21 protein-coding genes are annotated in these 17,044 nt (G+C 67.2%); 14 read left to right on the plus strand and 7 right to left on the minus strand.

What is annotated here, in order from left to right; all coding sequences use genetic code 11:
• Positions 1-123 precede the first annotated feature (123 nt).
• From WDM91_02340 to lpdA, 4 genes are read left to right on the plus strand one after another with little or no spacing between them, the layout of a single operon-like run.
• A complete protein-coding gene (locus tag WDM91_02340) occupies positions 124-534 on the plus strand; it encodes a GFA family protein (protein MEI9993408.1) in 411 nt (136 codons plus the stop codon).
• Entirely contained in the window at positions 534-1,889 is a 1,356-nt protein-coding gene (locus tag WDM91_02345) for a pyruvate dehydrogenase complex dihydrolipoamide acetyltransferase (GenBank protein ID MEI9993409.1), read from the plus strand. Before WDM91_02340 ends, WDM91_02345 begins: the two co-directional genes overlap by 1 nt.
• Before the next feature lie 8 nt (positions 1,890-1,897).
• Complete coding sequence (locus tag WDM91_02350) at positions 1,898-3,043, plus strand: DUF3667 domain-containing protein (protein ID MEI9993410.1); 1,146 nt, start codon at positions 1,898-1,900, stop codon at positions 3,041-3,043.
• The gene (lpdA, locus tag WDM91_02355) at positions 3,036-4,433 is read left to right on the plus strand and encodes a dihydrolipoyl dehydrogenase (protein ID MEI9993411.1); all 1,398 of its coding nucleotides are present in this window, start codon (positions 3,036-3,038) and stop codon (positions 4,431-4,433) included. Before WDM91_02350 ends, lpdA begins: the two co-directional genes overlap by 8 nt.
• A 118-nt stretch (positions 4,434-4,551) precedes the next feature.
• On the opposite strand, the gene WDM91_02360 is transcribed toward lpdA, so the two are convergent.
• The 5 genes from WDM91_02360 to WDM91_02380 form a co-directional block, all read right to left on the minus strand.
• Complete coding sequence (locus WDM91_02360) at positions 4,552-4,989, minus strand: hypothetical protein (GenBank protein MEI9993412.1); 438 nt, start codon at positions 4,987-4,989, stop codon at positions 4,552-4,554.
• A gap of 19 nt (positions 4,990-5,008) precedes the next feature.
• Entirely contained in the window at positions 5,009-5,716 is a 708-nt protein-coding gene (locus WDM91_02365) for a DUF4386 domain-containing protein (protein ID MEI9993413.1), read from the minus strand.
• A complete protein-coding gene (locus tag WDM91_02370) occupies positions 5,713-5,925 on the minus strand; it encodes a hypothetical protein (GenBank protein MEI9993414.1) in 213 nt (70 codons plus the stop codon). The genes WDM91_02365 and WDM91_02370 overlap by 4 nt, the downstream gene beginning before the upstream one ends.
• Positions 5,926-5,938: 13 nt before the next feature.
• On the minus strand, positions 5,939-6,247 hold the full coding sequence (locus WDM91_02375) for a winged helix-turn-helix domain-containing protein (GenBank protein MEI9993415.1): 309 nt from the start codon (positions 6,245-6,247) through the stop codon (positions 5,939-5,941).
• A 93-nt stretch (positions 6,248-6,340) separates the two neighbouring features.
• Positions 6,341-6,907, minus strand: coding sequence for an SCO family protein (locus tag WDM91_02380; protein ID MEI9993416.1), 567 nt, complete (start codon positions 6,905-6,907; stop codon positions 6,341-6,343).
• Between the two features lie 90 nt (positions 6,908-6,997).
• Here WDM91_02380 and WDM91_02385 point away from each other — a divergent pair, with 90 nt between their 5' ends.
• Genes WDM91_02385 through WDM91_02395 form a run of 3 tightly spaced genes read left to right on the plus strand, consistent with a single transcriptional unit; the run spans position 6,998 to position 8,597 of the window.
• A complete protein-coding gene (locus WDM91_02385) occupies positions 6,998-7,918 on the plus strand; it encodes a cytochrome c oxidase assembly protein (GenBank protein ID MEI9993417.1) in 921 nt (306 codons plus the stop codon).
• A gap of 32 nt (positions 7,919-7,950) precedes the next feature.
• Entirely contained in the window at positions 7,951-8,205 is a 255-nt protein-coding gene (locus tag WDM91_02390; GenBank protein MEI9993418.1) for an AbrB/MazE/SpoVT family DNA-binding domain-containing protein, read from the plus strand.
• A gap of 2 nt (positions 8,206-8,207) precedes the next feature.
• On the plus strand, positions 8,208-8,597 hold the full coding sequence (locus WDM91_02395) for a type II toxin-antitoxin system VapC family toxin (protein ID MEI9993419.1): 390 nt from the start codon (positions 8,208-8,210) through the stop codon (positions 8,595-8,597).
• Position 8,598: 1 nt separating this feature from the next.
• Here WDM91_02395 and ggt read toward each other — a convergent pair whose 3' ends face one another.
• On the minus strand, positions 8,599-10,374 hold the full coding sequence (ggt, locus tag WDM91_02400; GenBank protein ID MEI9993420.1) for a gamma-glutamyltransferase: 1,776 nt from the start codon (positions 10,372-10,374) through the stop codon (positions 8,599-8,601).
• A 149-nt stretch (positions 10,375-10,523) separates the two neighbouring features.
• Between ggt and WDM91_02405 the strand changes: the two genes are divergently transcribed.
• The 7 genes from WDM91_02405 (at position 10,524) to WDM91_02435 (ending at position 16,563) form a co-directional block, all read left to right on the plus strand.
• The gene (locus tag WDM91_02405; GenBank protein MEI9993421.1) at positions 10,524-11,087 is read left to right on the plus strand and encodes a CDP-alcohol phosphatidyltransferase family protein; all 564 of its coding nucleotides are present in this window, start codon (positions 10,524-10,526) and stop codon (positions 11,085-11,087) included.
• Entirely contained in the window at positions 11,084-12,184 is a 1,101-nt protein-coding gene (gene thiO / locus WDM91_02410; protein ID MEI9993422.1) for a glycine oxidase ThiO, read from the plus strand. The genes WDM91_02405 and thiO overlap by 4 nt, the downstream gene beginning before the upstream one ends.
• On the plus strand, positions 12,181-13,182 hold the full coding sequence (locus WDM91_02415) for a sodium:calcium antiporter (protein MEI9993423.1): 1,002 nt from the start codon (positions 12,181-12,183) through the stop codon (positions 13,180-13,182). Before thiO ends, WDM91_02415 begins: the two co-directional genes overlap by 4 nt.
• Entirely contained in the window at positions 13,182-13,586 is a 405-nt protein-coding gene (locus WDM91_02420) for an HIT domain-containing protein (GenBank protein MEI9993424.1), read from the plus strand. The genes WDM91_02415 and WDM91_02420 overlap by 1 nt, the downstream gene beginning before the upstream one ends.
• Before the next feature lie 50 nt (positions 13,587-13,636).
• On the plus strand, positions 13,637-14,500 hold the full coding sequence (locus WDM91_02425) for a hypothetical protein (GenBank protein MEI9993425.1): 864 nt from the start codon (positions 13,637-13,639) through the stop codon (positions 14,498-14,500).
• Between the two features lie 114 nt (positions 14,501-14,614).
• Positions 14,615-15,742 (plus strand): MFS transporter, encoded by a 1,128-nt coding sequence (locus tag WDM91_02430; protein MEI9993426.1) that lies wholly within the window; start codon positions 14,615-14,617, stop codon positions 15,740-15,742.
• Positions 15,743-15,768: 26 nt separating this feature from the next.
• Positions 15,769-16,563 carry a hypothetical protein gene (locus WDM91_02435; GenBank protein MEI9993427.1) on the plus strand — a complete coding sequence of 265 codons (795 nt, stop codon included), beginning with the start codon at positions 15,769-15,771 and terminating at the stop codon, positions 16,561-16,563.
• On the opposite strand, the gene WDM91_02440 is transcribed toward WDM91_02435, so the two are convergent.
• Complete coding sequence (locus WDM91_02440) at positions 16,560-17,039, minus strand: Hpt domain-containing protein (GenBank protein ID MEI9993428.1); 480 nt, start codon at positions 17,037-17,039, stop codon at positions 16,560-16,562. The genes WDM91_02435 and WDM91_02440 overlap by 4 nt on opposite strands.
• Between the last annotated feature and the right edge of the window lie 5 nt (positions 17,040-17,044).

Here is a 17,044-nt window from a genome sequence, read left to right on the forward strand (position 1 = left end):
GGGCGGCCCTGAGCCGCCCACCCATCGCGCGCGCGTCGGCGCGCGTTGGAAGCAGTTCTTTGCCCTTCGACGGGGAAACGTTGGATGGGCGGCTCGAGCCCGCCCATGACGGTTGAGGGACGAATGAAGAAACCGGCGAAACCGAAAGCTTGGCACCGGGGCGCCTGCCATTGCGGTGCCGTGACGTTCGAAGTGCGCACCGGCGACGAAGTCGAGCTCGTCGACTGCAACTGCTCGATGTGCGCCAAGACCGGTTTCCTGCATCTGATCGTGCCGCGATCCGATTTCCGCGTCACCGCCGGCGAAGACAAGCTCACGACCTACACCTTCAACACCCGGACCGCGAAGCACACCTTCTGCGCGATCTGCGGCATCAAGGGTTTCTACGTCCCGCGCTCGCATCCCGACGGCTGGAGCGTGAATTTCCGCTGCCTCGACGACCCCGACGCCTTCGCCTCGGTGACGACGACCGAGTTCGACGGCAAGCACTGGGAAGACAACGCGGCCAGCCTCGCGCCGCTGGAGAGCCGCTAGTGGCCACGCAGATCCTCATGCCCGCGCTGTCGCCCACGATGGAAGAGGGCAAGCTCGCCAAGTGGCTCGTCAAGGAAGGCGACACGGTGAAGTCCGGCGACATCCTGGCCGAGATCGAGACCGACAAGGCGACGATGGAGTTCGAGGCGGTTGACGAAGGCAAGATCGGCAAGCTGCTGGTCGCCGAAGGCACCGAAGGCGTCAAGGTCAACGTCCCGATCGCCACGCTGCTGGGCGATGGCGAGAAGGCGGATGCCAAGGTCGATATTGCTTCGGCGATGCAATCGATCAAGAGCGCGGTGACCTCCGAAGCGGCGCCGAAGACGGCTGCTGCACCAAAGCCGCCGGCGGCGCCCGCTACGCCAGCGGTACCGGCTGCGGCTGCGCCGTCCGCCGGCGCCGACCGCGTCTTCGCCTCGCCGCTCGCCCGCCGCATTGCGGAGCAAAAAGGCGTCGACCTTTCCGCGGTTCAGGGCACCGGCCCGCGCGGCCGCATCGTCAAATCCGATGTCGAAGCTGCCCAGCCCGGCGCGAAGCCGGCCGCCGCCGCCAAGGCGCCGGCCGCGCCACAGGCCCAGCCCGCCACGCAAAGTCCGGCCGGCATCGCGCCGCTCCCCGATGCCCGCGCCTTCTTCAAGCCCGAGGACTACGAAGAGATCCCGCATGACGCGATGCGCAAGGCGATCGCGCGCCGGCTCACCTCGGCCAAGACGCTCATCCCGCATTACTACCTGACGGTCGAATGCCGCATCGACACGCTGCTGGCGACGCGCGCAAGCCTGAATGCGACGTCGCCCAAGCCGGCCCCCGGGGGCGGCGAGGCCGGAGGCTTCAAGCTTTCGGTCAACGATTTCGTCGTGAAGGCCTCGGCGCTGTCCTTGCTGCGCGTGCCGGAGGTCAATGCGAGCTGGACCGACACCGCGATCCTGCGCCACAAGCATGCCGATGTCGGCGTCGCGGTGGCGCTCGATTTCGGCCTGATCACGCCCATCGTCTTCGCCGCCGAGACCAAAGGTCTTGCCGCGATCTCCAATGAGGTGAGAGCCCTCGCCGAACGCGCCCGCACCAAGAAACTCAAGCCGGCCGAATTCGAAGGCGGCAGTTTCGCGATCTCCAATCTCGGCATGTTCGGGATCAAGGAATTCACCGCCGTGATCAACCCGCCGCACGCCGCGATCCTCGCGGTCGGCGCCGGCGAGAAGCGCGCCGTGGTCGTCGGCGACAAGGTCGAGATCGCCACGGTGATGACCGTCACGCTCTCCTGCGACCACCGCGTGATCGACGGCGCGACCGGCGCGCGCTTCCTCGCGGCGTTCAAGCAGTATATCGAAGAACCGGCATCGATGCTCTTGTGAGGGCAGGCATGACGGGCGACATCGAGGCAATCGTCGAAACCGGAAGCGTCGCGGCGTTCGAGATCGCCGCCTCGGCGCTGGCCGCGCGCGGCGCCAAGACCGGCGCCTGCGCCAATTGCGCCCATCCGCTGCTCGGTGCCTATTGCGCGGTCTGCGGCCAGCCGACCAAGACGCGCCGCCGCTCGGTGCGCGGCCTGCTGCACGATTTCGTCGTCGACCTGATCAATTTCGACAGCCGCATCCTGCGCACCGCGCGGGCGCTGCTGTTGCAGCCGGGCGAGCTGCCGGCGGCCTTCCGCCAGGGCCGCACCCAGCCTTACGTGCCGTCGATTCGCCTCTACCTGTTCGTCTCGCTGGTCTTCTTCCTGCTGCTCAGCGTGACCAACATCGCGATCCTGCAGATCATCGTCACGGCCACGCCGCAGAAGGTGATCCACCTGAACGGCAAGTATTACATCCCCAATCCGGCCTCCGGCGACGCGGACGACGATGCGGACATGAAGAAGGTCATTCCGCCGCTGCTCGAAATCAAGAAGGAAAAGGCCGAACGGCCGGGCGGCGTCTTCACCTACACCCAGCAGTCGCACTTCTTCGCCCGCATCGGCGCTTACCACTCCAATCTGACGCCGGCCGAAGCCGCCCGGCTGCTCGACACCCCAGCGATCAAGATCGACGGTCCGGGCCAGAAACAGGCCGACCGTGTCCAGAGCAGCATCTACGGCACGCTGAACAAGCTCGCCGCCGATCCCGCGGCGCTCAACGGCCCGCTGACCGACTGGATCCCGCGCGCGCTGTTCTGCCTGCTGCCGATCTATGCGCTGGTGCTCGCGCTGTTCCATCTGCGGCGGCGCAAGGATTTCTACCTCGTCGACCATCTGGTGTTCTCGCTCAGCATCCACACCTTCATGTTCGCGGTCCTGATCGCCGCGGTGGGCCTGGCGCAGGTTCTGGCGGGCGGCACGGTGGCGTGGCTGACCTTCATCGCGCTGTCGGTCTACATCTTCCTCGCGATGAAGCGGTTCTACGGCCAGGGCTGGCTCATCACGAGCGTCAAGTTCTTCTTCATTTCCGCCATCTACTGCATCTTCTGCCTGCTGCCGGCCTTCCTCGCCGTGCTGGCGCTGAGCGTTTTCGGAGGCAATCCCCTTGGCTGACTCGTTCGACGTGATCGTGGTGGGTGGCGGACCGGGCGGTTATGTCTGCGCCATCCGCTGTGCCCAGCTCGGCCTCAAGACCGCGGTGGTGGAGCGCGACCGGCTCGGCGGCATCTGCCTCAACTGGGGCTGCATCCCGACCAAGGCCTTGTTGCGCTCGTCCGAGATCTGGCACCTGATGCACCGGCTGAACGAGTTCGGCTTCAGCGCCGACAATCTCAAATTCGACATCGCCAGGATCGTCGAGCGCTCGCGCAAGGTCGCGCAGCAGCTCTCCAATGGCGTCGGCTTCCTGATGAAGAAGCACAAGATCACGGTCATCGCCGGCGAGGCGAAGCTTGGCGCCAAGGGCAAGCTCGCGGTGACCAAGGACGGCAAGACCGAGGAATATGCCGCGAAGAACATCGTGCTCGCCACCGGCGCGCGCGCCCGCACCTTCCCCGGCATGGAGCCCGACGGCAAGCTGGTCTGGACCTATCGCGAGGCGATGGTCCCACCGGCTTTTCCCAAATCGCTGCTGATCGTCGGCTCCGGTGCTATCGGCATCGAGTTTGCGAGCTTCTACCGCACCCTCGGCGCCGAGGTGACGGTGGTCGAGGTCCTCGACCGCGTCCTGCCGGTGGAGGACGAGGAGATTTCCGCTTTTGCCCAGAAGGCGTTCGTCAAGCAGGGCATGACGATCAAGCTCGGCACCACCGTCGAGAAACTGGACAAGGGCCAGGACAGCGTCACCGCGACGCTCAAGACGAAGGACGGCAAGACCGAGACGCTGACCGTGGAGCGCGTGATCCTCGCGGTCGGCATCGTCGGCAATGTCGAGAACATCGGGCTCGAACAGGCCGGCATCAAGGTCGACCGCACCCATGTCGTCGCGAACGAATGGGGCGAGACCGGCGCGCCGGGCGTCTGGGCGATCGGCGACCTGGTGGGCGCGCCCTGGCTGGCGCACAAGGCGATGCATGAAGGCGTCATCGTCGCCGAGCGCATCGCGGGCGTGAAGGGCGTCCATCCGCTCAACACCGCGAATGTGCCGGGCTGCACCTATTGCTGGCCGCAGGTCGCGAGCGTCGGCCTGACGGAAGCGAAGGCCAAGGCGACGGGCCGCAAGATCAAGGTCGGCCGCTTCCCCTTCATCGGCAACGGCAAGGCGATCGCGCTGGGCGAGGCCGAAGGCCTGGTCAAGACGGTGTTCGACGCCGACACCGGCGAATTGCTGGGCGCGCACATGATCGGTGCCGAGGTCACGGAGCTGATCAACAGCTACACCGTCGCCAAGACCGGCGAGCTCACCGATGTCGAGCTCCAGGACACGATCTTCCCGCATCCGACGCTGTCGGAGATGTTGCACGAAGCGGTGCTGGATGCGGACAAAATTGCGCTGCACATCTGAAAACAGCTGTCATCCCGGCCAAGCGATGCGGGAGCATCGCGCAGAGCCGGGACCCATTCAGACACCTGCTCGATGGGTCCCGGGTCTCGCTACGCTCGCCCGGGATGACAGTGGGGGTTCACGCCGCCGCCACCACGCCCCGCGCCGCTCCGCGCACCACCCACCGGTTCCCCGGCTCGCGCAGATACGTCGCCGCCGCATACCGCCACGGGATCACCACCGGGAAGATCACCCCCATCGCGCAGGCGACCACCGTCTCCATCGTGTCGGCGTCGAGCGTGCCCGCGCGCCACAGCGGCAGCGCCACCACCCCCAGCCACAACCCCTTCCACACCATCTCGAAGAACAGCAGCGGCAGCATCTTGAGCGGATAGCGCAGCCCGAGCGCCGCCATCACCGTCACCGCCGCCAGCATGCATTTCACGACGCCCTGCATCAGCTCCCAGGGATGGTCGTGATGCCAGATCGAAGGCCACACCTGCACGCCCATGCCCACCAGGATGATCAGATAGGTCGCGCGCAACGCGTAAAGCCGCCAAAGGGGAACCTCGGTCATCGTCGTATCCTTTCCAAGATCAAGCGGCTTCGGCCTGCGCCCGCCAGCGCGCGGTGTTCACCCCGGCCAGCAGCAGCCAAAGCGTCAGTGCGCCTTCGCCCAGCAGGCAGGGGATCAGCAGCAGCATCGACGTCATCTGCGGTGCGACGAGGCCGAGCAGGCTGTTGGTCAGGTAACAGGCGCCCGCCAGTGCCATCAGCACGCCGAGCACGCGCGGCAGGAAGCGCGACTTCAGGATCAGCGCGCCCAGGCTCAACCCGAAGCAGCCGAAGAAGGCGAGCGCGATGTTGTAGCCGTTGCTCTGCAGGCGCAGCGCCAGATAGGCGAGGGCCTCGCGCTGCTCCAGCGCGAACGCGCCCAGCCCTGCGCTCTTGAGCACGATCAGCGGCATGAGATGGAACAGAAGCATGCTCGCCTGCACCGCGCTGCCCGCCAGCGTGAAGAACACCACCAGCCTTGCGCCGGTGGCGTTCACGGGCCGGAACAGGTCATAGAAGACCGCCCCCAGAGCCATGTTGAACAGCAGCGGCAGCAGATCGGCGAGCAGGCCCAGCCGGTACAGGGTCTCGTGCGAAAGGATGTTCGCCGATGTGCGCGCCGCATCGCCGGGCGCGAACACGGCCTGCCGCACCGCGATCTCCGCGAAGCCGCCGCACAGGATCACCGCGAGATACAGCGCCCCGCCGATCCGGGCCTTGGTGGCGGGCGACCAGCCTGCGCGCATCATTCGACCTCTTTCAAGATCTTCTCGACGACGGCGAGGCGCGTCTTGATCTCGCTGAGATCGGCGCGGATGCCGCCCAGCACCGCCGCCGCGTCGTCGCCCGCGATGCGGGCCTGCGCGACCCGTGCAGCCGAGATATATTTCATCGCGAACACGATCACGATCGTGCCCAGGAGGAGGCCGATGGTGGAGAAATAGACGATGGGGGACATGGGTCTGTGCCTTTCACTTCTCGGTTAGGGTTTTGGCGGCCTTGGCGATGGCCGCCGGGTTGATCTCGAAGGCGAAGTCGGTGACCTCGAAATAATTGAGCGCCTTGCCGTCGGACGAGAGCTCCAGCTTGCTCGCCACCAGCCCGGCGTCCTCCAGCTTCTGCAGGTGCAGGTGGAGCAGCGGCCGGCTGATGCCGACCTCGCGCGCCAGCTGGCTCACATAATTGCGCCCGTCGACCTTCAGTGCCGCCACGATCCTGAGGCGATGCGGATTGGCAAGCGCCGCAAGCGCGGCCAGCAATCGGTCTCCGGTGACGGGCAAGCGACAACTCCGACATTCACATGTAAGAAATATATTACACGTGACGGGAATTGCAAGACCCGCTGGCGCGCGTCGCGAAAATTGTGAGAATTGCTAGGGCAGGAGCCTGGTGACGTCCGCCGCGAGCCCGTCGACGTCCTTCGTCTCGGTCGCGACCAGCCGCGCCTGGCCCTTCGGGTCGAAGAAGAACACCGCATTGGAGTGCATCACGTCGTATTGCACCGCCGGCGTCACGCGATAGGCGACGCGATAGCGCCGCGCCAGCGTCGCGAGCTGGTCGTCCGTCCCGCGCAGCCCGTCGATCTGCGGCGCGAAGGACTGCACATAGCCCTTCATGAGCGCGGCCGTGTCGCGGTTGGGATCGACCGTCACGAACAGAACCCGCATCCCATCGGCGCGCGGCCCGAGCTTCCGCAGCACCTCCGACAGGTTCGCCAGCGTCGTCGGACAGACATCCGGGCAATGGGTGTAGCCGAAATAGAGCGCCACCACCTTGCCGCGATAATCGGCGGCGCGCACGATCCGCCCGTCATTGGCGCGCGTCAGCAGCAGTGCGAGCGGCGGCATCGCGCCGTCGATGTCGGTGGCATGCCACGCCGCTTGCTTCTGGCCGCAGGCGGCGAGCAGGAGGAGCAGGAGCGCGGCAGCGAAGCGTCTCATGAGTTCAGAGTCATACAGGGCAGGGCGGCCCGCGCCCGCTGTGACCAATCGCCTCGCAAACCGCGGGGAGCTGCGATCTATAAGGGCGCGATGTCCCGGCCAGCCTTCCGTCCGAACCTGCGCGCCGCACAGCCCTATGTCGTGCTGCTCCTGGCTGGCGCCGGGCTCGACCTCGCCTGCGAGTTCTACCCGGCGCAATTGCCGTTCTGGCTGCCCTGGGAGTTTTCCTGGCCGGTCTATCTCGCGACGACGCTCAGCCTGTTCTGGTTCTGGCGCGGCTGGCGTGCGCAGCGCCCTGAAGACCGGCCCGCCCTGTGGCGCGGGGCGTGCTTCGTTCTCGGCGTCCTGTCCTTCTACGCGGTGCTGCAGACCCATTTCGACTATTGGGCGCAGCACATGTTCTTCATCCACCGCGCCGCGCATTTCGTGCTGCACCATGCCGGCGCCTTCCTGATCGCGCTGGGCGCGGCCGGACCGACGCTCCGTGCCGGCATGCCGGCGGTGCTGGCGCCGGTTCTGGATTGGCGCCCGCTCCGCCGTCTCGCGGACGTCCTCCAGCATCCGGCCGTGGCGCCGCTGCTGTTCGTCGGCCTGCTGTATTTCTGGCTGCTGCCCGCGATCCATACCCGCGTGATGCTCGACGCCAATCTTTACGCGCTGATGAACTGGACGATGGCGATCAACGGCGTGATGTTCTGGTCGCTGGTGCTCGACCCGCGGCCCAAGCCGCCCGCCCGGCTCTCGCACCTGATGCGCGCCCTGATGATCCTGCTCATCGAGCTGCCGCAGATGCTGCTGGGCGCGATCCTCTCGCTCTCCACCAGCGATTTCTACCCGGTCTACACGATCTGCGGCCGCCTGCTGCCGATGACGGCGCTGAACGACCAGCACTATGGCGGCCTCATCATCTGGCTGCCGGGCACGCTGACCAGCTTCGCGGCGATGATCGCCGTGCTGTGGACGATGCGCCTCAACGAGGAGGCGGCGGAGCGGGCAGGGCAGACCGCTTGACCGTAAGGCAGTAGTGCCTTACAGTTCCCTGGATGAAACAGACCACGCTGACTGTTACGTCCAAGGGGCAGGTGACCTTCCGCAAGGATGTCCTGCAGCATCTCGGCGTGCACGCCGGTGACAAGGTCGAGGTCGATAAGCTTTCCAACGGGGAAATCCGGCTGAAGGCTGCCCCGACCGGCAGAATTTCCGATGTCTTCGGGATTCTGAAGCGGCCGGGCCAACGGCCGGTTTCGATCGAAGAGATGAACGAAGCCATCGCCGACGGTTGGGCCGGCAAGCGGTGAAGATGATCGCCGACACGAATGTGCTCGCGCGCGCCATCACCGAGGATCATCCGACGCAAAGCAGGATCGCCAAAGCTGCGCTGGACGATGCCGAGGCGGTGGTGATCGGGACGTCGACGCTCTGCGAATTGGTCTGGGTCCTTTCCCGCATCTACAGGATCTCGCGCGACGCCATCGCGGACGCGATTCGCCGCCTGACAAATGGCGCCAACGTGATCGTCAATCGTGCCGCGGTCGAGGCGGGCCTTGCGACGCTCGATGCCGGTGGCGACTTCGCGGATGGCGCGATCGCCTTTGAAGGACGCCAGATGGGCGGCGAAACCTTTGTCTCGTTCGACAGGCGGGCCGTGAAATTGCTCAACGCAACCGGCATGAGCGCGCGCCAGCTTTGATTCAATACCCCAGCGCCAGCCCGTCCTTGCGCATCTCCGAGCCGCCCCAGTACACGCGGTTCTTCGCGTCCCACATAATCGCCTGGTAGCCGCCGAACGACCCCGTGCCCGGCCTGACGTCATAGCCGCGTGCCGCCAGCGCCGCTTTTACCGCCGGGTCGAAGCCGCTCTCCATCTCGACCGTGTTGCCGCTCGGCCCTTCGCCGGTGACTTCGCTGCCGCCATGGTGGTACCAGCGCGCCGCGTCGCCGGCTTCCTGCACGTTCATCCCGAAATCGATGATGTTGCTGAGCACCTGGACATGGCCTTGCGGCTGCATGTCGCCGCCCATCAGGCCGAAGGCCAGGAAGGGCTGGCCGTCCTTCATCACGAAGCCCGGGATGATCGTCTGGAACGGCCGCTTGCCCGGCGCATAGACATTGGCCGCAGCCGGGTCGAGCGAGAACAGCTCGCCGCGGTCCTGGAACATGAAGCCCAGCCCGTCCGCCACCAGCCCCGATCCCATGCCGCGATAGTTCGACTGGATGATCGAAACCATCATCCCGTCCTTGTCGGCGGTGGTGAAATAGGTGGTGTCGCCCTGGCCCAGCCGCGCATCGCCCGGCCCGACATTCGGGTTGGCATGCGACAGATCGATCAGCTTGCGCCGCGCATCGGCGTATTTGTCCGACAGGAGCTCGGTCATCGGCACATGCGCGAAGGCCGGATCGGCATAGTACTTCGCCAGATCCTCATAGCTCAGGCGCTTGGCCTCCAGCATCGCGGTCAGCGCATCGGCCGAGCCGGCCCCCATCTTCTTGAGGTCGAAGCCCTTGAGGATCTGCAGGATCTGCAGCACCGCCGCGCCCTGGCTGTTGGGCGGCAATTCATAGACGTCGTAGCCGCGATAGTTCACGCCCAGCGGCTCGACCCATTCGCCGTGATGCGCCGCGAAATCCTCATAGCGCAGGTCGCCGCCGATCCGCTTGAAATAGGCATCGATCCGGTGCGCGATCTCCCCTTTGTAGTAGGCGTCGCGCCCGCCCTTGGCGATCAATGACAGGGTGTGCGCGAGGTCGGGATTGCGGAAGATCTCGCCCTCCGCCGGCGCCTTGCCGTCCACCAGATAGGTATGGCGCGCATTGTCGTGCTCCTCGAGCATCGCGCCGGCGCGCGCGAAGGCCTTCATGTTGCCGCGCCAATAGAGCGAGACGAGCTGCGTCACCGGAAAGCCGTCGGCCGCATAGTGGATCGCCGGCGCCAGGTCGTCCGCCAGTTTCAGCTTCCCGAACCGGGCATGCAGCGCATCCCAGCCATCGACCGCGCCCGGCACGGTGATCGACAGCGAGCCGTATTTGGGGATGTGCGGCACATAGGGCTGGCCGGTCTTCGCCGCCACGGCCTTGATCTCCTCGACCAGCCGCGCCAAGTCGCGCCCCTTGGCCGAGCGTCCCGAGCCGTTATAGCCGTAGAGCTTCTTCGTCTTGGGATCCCACACGATGGCGAACAGGTCGCCGCCGATCCCGTTCGATACCGGCTCCATTAGGCCCAGCGTCGCATTGGCCGCGATCGCCGCGTCGACCGCGCTGCCGCCCTTCTTCAGGATGTCGAGCGCCACCTCGGTCGCCAGCGGCACCGCGGTCGCGGCCATGCCGTGCTGTCCCAGCGCCGGCGAGCGCGTCGCCCAGGCCGCGCCCGAATACCGGTCGCCGCGCCCGACCTCGCCGAACGCGACATTCGAAACCATGCCCACTGCCATGACCGCCAGTGCTCCTGCCAATGCTGCTCGAATTTTCATCGTCGCCACCCCGCGCATGCCGTCCCCGCGCAGCGCAGACTATACGACGGCGAAAATCCCGCGCATCGTCTTTCGCGGCGCCCTTACGCCGTACATCCGACACCGTCCTGCGGTTTGACCGTCCGCGATCAACCCAATAAGCCGACGCCATGCTCGACCCCGTCCTGCGCCGCCATACCGACCGCCTCATCGGGCCAGCGGCCGCGCGGCTGGCCGCGCTGCATATCCGTGCCGATTCGCTGACACTCTCCGCCTTCCTGTTCACGGTCCTGGCGATGTGGGATGTCGGTCATCGGAGCTATCTCCTTGGCCTCGGTTTCCTGGTCGCGGGCCGGGTGTTCGACAGGCTCGACGGCGCGGTCGCCCGGCATGTTGGCGCGACGCGCTTCGGCGCCTATCTCGACCGGCTGCTCGACCTCACCGCGACGGCCGGCCTGGCCTTTGCCTTCGCGCTGGCCGAGCCCGATCGTGCCTTGGCCGCGATGTTCCTGATGCTCGCGCTCGTCGTGCGGGCAGCCGCATGGATGCCCGCCGACCGACATGGGGGTCTGCTCGCACAGACGGGTGACCTCGTCGGCAAGAGCGAATTTTTCGTCGCATTCGCCGTCGCCTGCGTCTTTCCGGCTTGGTTCAGCATCCTCGCCTATGTCATTGGGGTTGCCTGTTTTATCGCGGCCGGAGGCCGGCTCGCGGCTGCGGCGGAGCCATCATGAAGGTCGTCATCATCGGCGGAGGCGTCGCGGGCTTGGGCGTCGGCTGGCGCCTGCGCCAGTCGGGTGTCGCGGTCACGATCCTCGAGCGCGGCCAGGCCGGCCATGGTGCGACCTGGGCCGCCGCGGGCATGATCGCGGTCGCCGGCGAGCTCGGCGGCGCCCAAACCCCGGAAGCCGAGTTTGCGCATGAATCGAGCCGCTTATGGCCTGACTTTGCCAGCGAGCTGGAGGCCGCGTCCGGCCATGAAATCTTCTATCGCCGCAACGGCGCTTTGCTGGTCGCCCAAACGCCCGCTGAAGTCGCCGGCTTCGAGAACTGGAGCGGCATCGAACACCTGGATATCCGGCAGACCCTGGATAAAGAACCGATGTTGGCACCGGACATCGCCGGCGCGCTTTGGGCGCCGGATGAGGCCCAGGTCGACAGCCGGGCGCTCGGCCAGGCTTTGGCCGTCGCCTTCGTGCGCGCCGGTGGCGAACTGGCGCTGAACGAGGCGGCTGTCCGCTTCGAGCTTGCCGGCGATCAGGTCGCCGCGATCGACACCCCGTTCCGCCGGCTCGAAGCCGACGCCTTCGTCCTCGCCGCCGGCGCCTGGTCCGGCGACATCGGCGGCTTGCCGCCGGAGGCGCTGCCGCCGGTCCGGCCGGTCAAGGGCGAGATCATCGCCATCGCCCCACCGCGAGGAGCCACGCTGCCGCCCCACGTCGTCTGGGGCAACCACGTCTATCTCGTCCCGCGCCGGGACCGCCTGCTGATCGGCGCCACCGTGGCCGAGGTCGGCTTCGATACGAGCGTGACGGCGGCCGCCGCCGACTGGCTCTCAAGCCGCGCCATCGCCCTGATGCCGGAGCTTGCGCGCTGGGAGATCGTAGAGCGCTGGGCCGGCCTGCGTCCCGCCACGCCGGATCGGCTGCCGCTGCTCGGTCGCACGGCCCTCGGACGGCTCTTCGTGGCGGGCGGCCAGTATCGCAACGGCATCCTCTTTGCACCGGCCATTGCGGGGAACCTGTCTCGTCTCGTCCTGGAACAGGCGGATGGAATCGCCGCTTTCGATCCGCGCCGTTTCCTGCGCGGGACAGCGTTGGGGAATTCGTGAGCAGCTTTCATACCGTGCTGTGGATCCTGGCCGCCGGCCTCGCCCTGCTCGCGCTCGGCGGTGAGGGCGTGATCCGCGGCGGCGTCATGCTCAAGCGCGCGCTCGGCGTCTCGCCCGTCATCATCGGGCTGTTCGTCCTGTCGCTCGGAACCGCGTCGCCCACCCTGGCCGTCGCGATCCAGGGCGCGGCCATGAAGCTCCCCGATCTCGCCGTTGGCACGGCGATCGGCGCCACGCTCATCAACCTGCTGCTGGTTCTCGGTCTTGGCGCGCTGATCCAGCCGATGCCGAGCGCCCCGAAAGTCGTGCTGCGCGACGGCGGCGCGATGCTGGCGGCCAGCGCGGTGCTGGTCCTGCTGGCGCTGCACGGCCAGATCGGCCGCCGCGAAGGCGTCTTCCTGGTCGGCGGCTTCGTCGTCTACGCCATCGGTGCCATCGTCTCCGACTGGCGCCGGTCCGCGGAGCATTCCGTCGCCTGCGCCGAGGCGGAAAAGCGCTCGCTGGGCGAAGTCCCGTCGGCGGCGGGCGGCTTGTTCGCGCTCGCCGTGGGCGTGATCTGCCTGCTGCTGGGCGCCCATTTCACCACGGGCGGGGCGCTGGGGCTCAGCGCGCTCTGGAACGTCCCGCTCTCGGCCGTGGCGCTGACCGTCGTCGCGCTCGGCGTGTCGCTGCCGGTCCTTGGCGTCACCGTGATCGCCATGCTGCGCGGCCATACCCAGATCGCCATCGGCCATCTCATCACCGCCAGCGTCTTCAACGTGTTCGGCGTGCTCGGCATCGCCGCGTTGGTGCGGCCGCTGAGCGTTTCGCCGGTCTTCGCCGCCGCCGATGTATTTGCGATGCTCGGCGCCACCGTGCTGCTCCTGCCGCTGCTCTCGTCGAATTGGCGCCTGACACGGCCGAAAGGCGCGCTGCTCGTCCTCGGCTATGCCGCCTATGTCGGCTTCCTCGCCTGGCGCCAGGGCTTCATCCCGCACGGCGTGCTGGGTCTGGCCTGATGGTGGATTTCCTCCTGCATCCGCGCCTCGAAGCCGATACCATCGTCATCGCCGACCGCCCGTTGTCGCGCGTGCTGCTGATGAACGATTCGCGCTATCGCTGGCTCGTGCTGGTGCCCCGCGTCGCGGCGGCGGTCGAGCTGTTCGACCTTTCGGACGCCGATCGCATCGCGCTTGTCGAAGAGATCGCGCAGGCCGCGCAGGCGCTCCAGCAGCTCACCGGTTGCGCCAAGATCAATATCGGGGCGCTCGGCAATCTGGTGCCGCAACTTCATGTCCATGTCGTCGCGCGCAATCCCGGCGACCCGGCCTGGCCGGGCCCCGTCTGGGGCCATAGTCCCGCCATTGCCTATGACCCCGAAACCCGCGCCGCCTTCATGCGCGATTTCGTAAACGCGGGTTAACCGGACTGGCACGGCTGTTGCTCCGCTTCGCGCAAGGAGAACCCGTAGCCATGCAGGCAGAAGCCGCAATCGCGACCACCGACCGTTCCGCCGTCATCGGCGCGCTGCAACGCGCCTCGGTCGCGACCGGCGCCGATTTCAACTATCTGCTCGGCACCGCGATGCGCGAATCGAGCCTGAAACCCTGCGCAAAAGCAGGCACGTCCTCGGCCGCCGGCCTCTTCCAATTCGTCGACCAGACCTGGCTCGGCGTGGTCAAGACCTACGGCGCCAAGCACGGCCTCGGCTCCTATGCCAATGCGATCAGCCAAGGCGCCGATGGCCGTTACCGCACGTCGAATTCCGCCGACCGCTCGGCAATTCTTGCCCTGCGCAACGATCCCCAGATTGCCGCCCTGATGGAAGGCGAGTTCGCCCAGGCCACCCGCGCGACATTGTCCGGCTCGCTGGGGCGCGATGTCTGCGGCGGCGAACTCTACGCCGCCCATTTCCTTGGTCCCGACGCCGCCTGCAAGCTGATCCGCATGAGCGACAGCCAGCCGGGTGCCAACGCCGCGCAGGCTTTCCCCGCCGCGGCGGGCGCCAACCGCAACGTCTTCTATCACGCCGACGGCACGCCCAAGACGGTACGCGAGGTCTACAACTGGGCGCTCAAGCAGCCGAACGGCGCCGCCGCGCTCGCGGGCATGCCCGCGCAGGATCCCGCGCCAAGCTCGACGATCGTCGTCGACGCCGCCGGCACGCCCGACACGGATTCGCTGCTGGCAAGCTTCGGCTCTTGGCGTCCCAGTCACGGCTTCTTCTCGAGCAGGTCCGACGGCGACACGACCGGCGCCGCGGCACCCTTCCTGCTCACGCCCGGCGTGATGGACGTGCTGTCGTCGCTCACGCCCGAGAGCCCGTCGGTGAACTGATCCGATTTGTCCGCAGACCCCGGATATCGGATGTCGCGATCCAAGCAGCCCTCGATACGCGGCCTTTCCCTTTGCCGCGCCGCCCAGTATGCACGCGTCCAACAAGGGGACATCATGCGCGCCGCCGTCGCGTCCGTCTGGGCCGTCATCATCGCGATCTTCTTCGTCCAGCTCGCCAACGGCCTGCAGACGAGCCTGCTCAGCTATCGCGCGGTGCTCGAAGCCTTTCCCGATTGGACCACCGGTATCATCATGGCGAGCTACTATGTCGGCTATTCGCTGGCGCCGCTCGCAAGCCGCACCGTCATCGGCCGTGCCGGCCATGTCAACGCGATGTGGGTGGGCGCGATGTGCGCCGCGCTGGTGATCGCCGCGCATGCGCTGCTCGTCGTGCCCATCGCCTGGTCGGTGCTGCGCCTGATCTCCGGCTTCGTCCTCTCCAGCCTCTATATCGGCGCGGAAAGCTGGATCCACGACCGCGTCGCCAACGACATGCGCGGCCGCGTCTTCTCGATCTACATGGTCGTGCAGATGATCGCGATGACCATCGCACAGGGCTTGTTCAGTCTCGAAGATCCCCGGGGCGTCGTTCCGTTCCTCCTCGCCGCCGCGCTGTTCCTCGTCGGCGCCGTGCCGGTCGTGATCGCGCGCCACACCGCGCCGCGGCGCGCTCCGCCCGAACCGCTCGACATCCTCAAGCTGTTCGCCATCTCGCCGCTCGGCGCGGTCACGACCGTGCTCGCTGGCGTCTCCTGGTCCATCGTCTTCACCTTCGGCCCGGTCTATGCGCGGCATAGCGGCTTCGACCAGAACCAGACCGGCGTCTTCATGGCGTTCGCCATGATGGGCGGCGCGCTGGTCCAGTTTCCGATGGGGTGGTTTTCCGATCGGGCCGGCCGCCGCCGGACGCTCGCCTTGCTGTCGGCCGGCGGCATCGCCGTATCGCTGTTCGGCCTGTGGGCCGACGGGCAGGGCGCCCTGCTGGAATATGTCGGCGCCGCGCTCACCGGTGCGCTGGTCTTTCCGATCTACGCGATCTCTGCCGCGCACACCAATGATGCGGTCGAGCCCGGGAACCGCGTTGCCGCTGCGGCAGGCTTGATCCTGTTGTTCGGCCTGGGCTCGATCCTCGGCCCGCTGCTCTGCGGCGGTGCGGCAACGGCGATGGGATCGCGCGGCTTCTACACGGTTCTCGCGGTCACGCTGTCCTTGAGCTTGGCGGCGGCCGCAACCACTCGCTAGACTTGGCGAAAGAACCGCGAGGAACCATGTCCGAGACCGCCAAGCCGGCCGCCACGCCGCTGCCCGCCGCCACGATCCTGCTGCTGCGCGACGGAGTGCAGGGCCTCGAAGTGTTCATGGTCAAGCGCCATCACCAGATCGACTTCGTCGCCGGCGCGCTGGTCTTTCCCGGCGGCAAGCTGGAGAAGGGCGACAGCGATCCCGCGCTGGCGGCGCATGTCGACTGCGCCGCGGACTGGACGGCGGAGATGCGCGGCCTCGGCGCCGGCGCGATCCGCGAGGCCTTCGAGGAGTCCGGCATCCTGCTCGCCCGCGACGCCCGCACCGGTGCGCTGGTGTCCGCCGGCCGTCTCGAGGAGCTGCAGCACTACCGTCCGTTGCTCGACAGGCGCGAAGCCGTCCTCGCCGAGGTTCTCGAGAAGGAGAAGTTGCGCCTGGCGCTCGACCGGCTCGTGCCTTTCGCGCACTGGATCACGCCGGCCAACATGCCCAAGCGCTTCGACACGCATTTCTTCCTCGCCGCTTCGCCCGTCGGGCATGTCGGCAGCCATGACGGCCGCGAATCGGTGGACTCGATCTGGATCACGCCCGGCGAGGCGATCTCCGACCGCAAGAAATGGAACGTGATCTTCCCGACCAAGCTGAACCTGATGAAGCTGGGCGAAACGGGCACGGTCGCATCCGCCATCGCCGCCGCGCAGGCGGCGAAGATCGTCCCGGTGACGCCATGGGTGGAGACCGGGCCCGACGGCCAGATCCTCAAGATCCGCGACGACGCGGGCTATACGCAGACCTTCGCCAGCATGAAGGACGCGCTCTAAGGCAGCAGCGCCTTGACGCGTGCCTCGAGCTCGACCGCCAGCACCATGGCGACGCGGTCGCTCGAGGTCTTGATCTTGTCGCGGAACACCACGCGGATCGCGTCGACATGCGCGTCGACCAGCTGGAGCGGAGCGACGGGCGTCCGATCGGCGGCGTCGAGCAGGTTGCTCAGCGACGCCGCGATGCGGGCGATCATCGGATACTCGAAGGTCTCGGCCTGGCCTTTCAGGTCGTGCGCCGCGCGGAACAGGTCTTCGCGCGCCGTGCCGTCCGGCGCCGCCGCAAAGCGGTCGCGGCAGGCGCCGAGCCGCGCCACATCCTCCGCCAGCCAGTCGTCGAACTCGACCTTCAGCGTCTCCACCGCGGCCTCGGCGCGCTTGATCGCGGCCATGTCGATGCCGCCGGCCGCGCTGCCGACCTTCGCCTTCAGGATGTTCGGCGGCATGAAGATTTCGATGGGGAGCTGGCGCGCCATGGTCT

Origin of the sequence: Rhizomicrobium sp., assembly GCA_037200385.1 — a bacterium.
Lineage (GTDB): Bacteria > Pseudomonadota > Alphaproteobacteria > Micropepsales > Micropepsaceae > Rhizomicrobium.

What these genes read in the sequence shown, in the direction of transcription:
- WDM91_02340 (MEI9993408.1), top strand. Translation starts at nt 124, where the DNA reads ATGAAGAAACCGGCGAAACCGAAAGCTTGGCACCGGGGCGCCTGCCAT.
- WDM91_02350 (MEI9993410.1), top strand. Translation starts at nt 1,898, where the DNA reads ATGACGGGCGACATCGAGGCAATCGTCGAAACCGGAAGCGTCGCGGCG.
- WDM91_02360 (MEI9993412.1), bottom strand. Translation starts at nt 4,989, where the DNA reads ATGACCGAGGTTCCCCTTTGGCGGCTTTACGCGTTGCGCGCGACCTAT.
- WDM91_02365 (MEI9993413.1), bottom strand. Translation starts at nt 5,716, where the DNA reads ATGATGCGCGCAGGCTGGTCGCCCGCCACCAAGGCCCGGATCGGCGGG.
- WDM91_02370 (MEI9993414.1), bottom strand. Translation starts at nt 5,925, where the DNA reads ATGTCCCCCATCGTCTATTTCTCCACCATCGGCCTCCTCCTGGGCACG.
- WDM91_02380 (MEI9993416.1), bottom strand. Translation starts at nt 6,907, where the DNA reads ATGAGACGCTTCGCTGCCGCGCTCCTGCTCCTCCTGCTCGCCGCCTGC.
- WDM91_02385 (MEI9993417.1), top strand. Translation starts at nt 6,998, where the DNA reads ATGTCCCGGCCAGCCTTCCGTCCGAACCTGCGCGCCGCACAGCCCTAT.
- WDM91_02390 (MEI9993418.1), top strand. Translation starts at nt 7,951, where the DNA reads ATGAAACAGACCACGCTGACTGTTACGTCCAAGGGGCAGGTGACCTTC.
- WDM91_02395 (MEI9993419.1), top strand. Translation starts at nt 8,208, where the DNA reads ATGATCGCCGACACGAATGTGCTCGCGCGCGCCATCACCGAGGATCAT.
- ggt (MEI9993420.1), bottom strand. Translation starts at nt 10,374, where the DNA reads ATGAAAATTCGAGCAGCATTGGCAGGAGCACTGGCGGTCATGGCAGTG.
- WDM91_02405 (MEI9993421.1), top strand. Translation starts at nt 10,524, where the DNA reads ATGCTCGACCCCGTCCTGCGCCGCCATACCGACCGCCTCATCGGGCCA.
- thiO (MEI9993422.1), top strand. Translation starts at nt 11,084, where the DNA reads ATGAAGGTCGTCATCATCGGCGGAGGCGTCGCGGGCTTGGGCGTCGGC.
- WDM91_02420 (MEI9993424.1), top strand. Translation starts at nt 13,182, where the DNA reads ATGGTGGATTTCCTCCTGCATCCGCGCCTCGAAGCCGATACCATCGTC.
- WDM91_02425 (MEI9993425.1), top strand. Translation starts at nt 13,637, where the DNA reads ATGCAGGCAGAAGCCGCAATCGCGACCACCGACCGTTCCGCCGTCATC.
- WDM91_02430 (MEI9993426.1), top strand. Translation starts at nt 14,615, where the DNA reads ATGCGCGCCGCCGTCGCGTCCGTCTGGGCCGTCATCATCGCGATCTTC.
- WDM91_02435 (MEI9993427.1), top strand. Translation starts at nt 15,769, where the DNA reads ATGTCCGAGACCGCCAAGCCGGCCGCCACGCCGCTGCCCGCCGCCACG.
- WDM91_02440 (MEI9993428.1), bottom strand. Translation starts at nt 17,039, where the DNA reads ATGGCGCGCCAGCTCCCCATCGAAATCTTCATGCCGCCGAACATCCTG.